The following is a 2,789-nucleotide window of genomic DNA, read 5'->3' on the forward strand; positions in this document are numbered from 1 at the left end:
GCGAGCGTCCCCGCTCGCGTATTGTACAATACGCGAGCGGGGACGCTCGCACTGTAAATGCAAAACTGAGATGCTCCTAAGTGAAGTGCGATCGCCCTTTCATCCATCCGCGTTCATCAGCGTCTATCCGCCTGCATCTGCGGTTCAAAAAAAGAACCCCCTTTTTGATAGTATCTGGGCCTGTGGTAAAATAAAACTAGAGTTTTCTCAGCTCAAGGAGATTTTGAGATGATTGCTACTACTTCAAGTTTAGCCGAACAGAGAACACTGCTAGAAAACATTAGCTGGTCAACCTTTGAAACGTTGCTCAAAGAAATAGGCGATAAGCGAGGTTATCGCATAGCTTATGATAACGGGATGTTGGAAATTATGAGTCCTTTATACGAACATGAAAATCCCAAGATTCAGTCCGATCGCTTCATTTTCATTTTAGCAGAAGAACTCGGCATTGAAATCAAAAGTGCTGGCTCAATGACTCTCAAGCAAGAACAGGCTAAAAAGGGTATAGAACCTGACAATTGTTATTATATTCAAAGTGAACCAGCAGTCAGAGGCAGGCAAGAACTAGACTTAGAAACTGCCCCACCGCCCGACTTGGCAATTGAAATAGATATTACCAGCAGTTCAATTAATAAGTCAGGAATTTACTCGGCACTTGGCGTACCCGAACTCTGGAGATATAACGGGCGAGTTTTAAAATTTTATCAGTTAGCTTCCGAGGACTATGTTGAAGGCAATTTCAGTATTGCTTTTCCCTTTTTATCATCAACAGAAATGAGTAGGTTTTTTGAGCAGACTAAAACAATGGGAGAAATTGCATTACTGAAATCATTTAGAATTTGGGTTAGGGAAAAAATCTAAAGCGGTGAATATCGCCCTTTCGTCCATCCGCGTTCCTTGTGGCACGGGCGTCCCGCCTGTGAAAAATATGCGGTTTAACAAAAGAGCGATCGCCCAACTAAAACTCCCTAATTTCAGGATGAACAAACTGATAACCAGCCGCCTTAATCTTTTGATTCGACACCCTCGCATTATAAGGCCGCACGCTAGGACTTCCATCCCAAGAAACTTGAGGCAAATTATGAGTTTCAAAAATGCGATCGAGCAATTCACCACTAGATAGCGACACATCCCCGACTAAATTGTAAATTCCCTGCAATCGATTTTCCAAAGCAAAGGTTAACCCCCCAACAATATCATCTCGATGCACCCAATTAGTAGCATCTTCCCCCTTACCGGGACGAGTGCTCCCAGCCCAACCTCTAAAGATTTTAACTAATTCTCGCCCAGGCCCGTAAATTCCACCCAAACGGAGAATGCAGACGTGAAGATTTGGACTCGATGCTGCTAATAAAACCCGTTCTGTTTCGGCGAGAATTTCACCATTTGGATTAGCAGGCGCGACGGGTGATTCTTCATTTACCAATTCACCTTGGCGATCGCCATACACAGAATAAGTACCCGTATAAATAACCTGCTTTACTGTCGGGATCTGCTGTAAAACCGATACTAAAGTTGTCGCAGTATCTAAATAACTCTCCCGATAAGCCTGAGAATTTGGAGCACCTACGCACAGCATAACAGCATCTTGTTCTTGCAGTACAGCCGTCATTGCATCCTTGTCATTTCCTTTGAGCACGGCTACCCGCTGCGCGACACCCTCCAACTCCACTACTCGCGTCGCCGTGGTAGTTGTCGCCGTCACGGTACAATCAGATTTGCCGCGTAAATGTTTGGCTGTCGCAGTACCCACATAGCCACAGCCGACGATCGCAACTTTCATAAAAAATTCTCCATTGTGTCATCCTCCCTAAAATTATTGCCGGTTTCTGAAATCATGGCGCGCTGAGTTTTGTGGTAAAATGCAAAGCGTCGCGATCGAAGTACCATCATGTCCGAGAGAGATATTTTTGCCACCTCCTCAGAAAGCGAACTTTTAGCTTTTTATGGTTCTTTGTTTGCGATCGCAGCCGCCGATGGTTCCGTTGATATTGACGAACTAGATTTGTTGTTTAAAACCATAAATTTAGACAAATTTTCTGACTCTGCAAAGGCTCAAATCCAATCCTACACAGCCAGTCCCCCATCCCTGGGCGACTGTTTGCAAACACTCAGCAAGTCAGAAGAACCGCTGCGTTTGGGAGTCATGTATTTTTTAATTAACATTGCTGGCGCAAATAAGACGCTGCATCCCGCAGAAAGCGAGGCGATCCAATCCGCAAAAAAACTGCTGGCGGTTTCCGACTTGCAAATCCCAGCCATGCAGGAATTCATCGCAGACATGAAACAAATACGGGAGGCCGGCCCTAATAAAAATCAGGCATCAGCCTCCTTCAAGTCTGCTGTTTCCCAGCTTAAAACTAAGGGCATTCCTCTCGATTTGATCGACCGAAAAGGAACCACAACAAACCTCAGCAACCCCAAAGTTAACTATTCAGATGAAAGTTTTTGGACTAAACTTAAAAACTTTGCTTTAACCGCAGGAAGAGAAGTAGTTGAAAAAGCTTTGATTCTCTACTATACGGCTCAGAACCCAAACGTGCCTGCTTGGGCAAAAGGAGTTGTAGTTGGAGCTTTGACGTATTTTATATCTCCTGTCGATGCCATTCCCGATGTATTAGTCGGCATCGGATTTACGGACGATTTGGGAGTATTGCTGGCGGCAATAGCTACGGTTTCAGTATACATTAATGCGGATACTAAAGAACAAGCTAAGTAGGTAGGCGGGAAAAAACCAATCTATGTAACAAAATATTAAGTTACCTAATTGGAGTTAAACTTAAGACGTT

At 44.2% G+C, this 2,789-nt stretch carries 3 protein-coding genes; 2 read left to right on the plus strand and 1 reads right to left on the minus strand.

The window, feature by feature from the left end:
* Positions 1 to 228 precede the first annotated feature (228 nt).
* Positions 229 to 861: a Uma2 family endonuclease gene (locus QT992_RS33145; protein WP_333322611.1), complete on the plus strand. Its 633-nt coding sequence runs from the start codon at positions 229 to 231 to the stop codon at positions 859 to 861.
* A gap of 97 nt (positions 862 to 958) precedes the next feature.
* Here the strand turns inward: QT992_RS33145 and QT992_RS33150 are convergent, their stop codons facing one another.
* Positions 959 to 1,783: an SDR family oxidoreductase gene (locus QT992_RS33150; protein ID WP_333343049.1), complete on the minus strand. Its 825-nt coding sequence runs from the start codon at positions 1,781 to 1,783 to the stop codon at positions 959 to 961.
* 108 nt (positions 1,784 to 1,891) lie between these two features.
* On the opposite strand from QT992_RS33150, the gene QT992_RS33155 reads away from it, so the two are divergent.
* Positions 1,892 to 2,719, plus strand: a complete 828-nt coding sequence (locus QT992_RS33155) for a DUF1232 domain-containing protein (RefSeq protein ID WP_333343050.1) — start codon at positions 1,892 to 1,894, stop codon at positions 2,717 to 2,719.
* The last annotated feature ends 70 nt before the right edge of the window (positions 2,720 to 2,789 follow it).

The organism is Microcoleus sp. T3_D1, assembly GCF_036700405.1.
GTDB lineage: Bacteria > Cyanobacteriota > Cyanobacteriia > Cyanobacteriales > Microcoleaceae > Microcoleus.

What these genes read in the sequence shown, in the direction of transcription:
- QT992_RS33145 (WP_333322611.1), top strand. Translation starts at nt 229, where the DNA reads ATGATTGCTACTACTTCAAGTTTAGCCGAACAGAGAACACTGCTAGAA.
- QT992_RS33150 (WP_333343049.1), bottom strand. Translation starts at nt 1,783, where the DNA reads ATGAAAGTTGCGATCGTCGGCTGTGGCTATGTGGGTACTGCGACAGCC.
- QT992_RS33155 (WP_333343050.1), top strand. Translation starts at nt 1,892, where the DNA reads ATGTCCGAGAGAGATATTTTTGCCACCTCCTCAGAAAGCGAACTTTTA.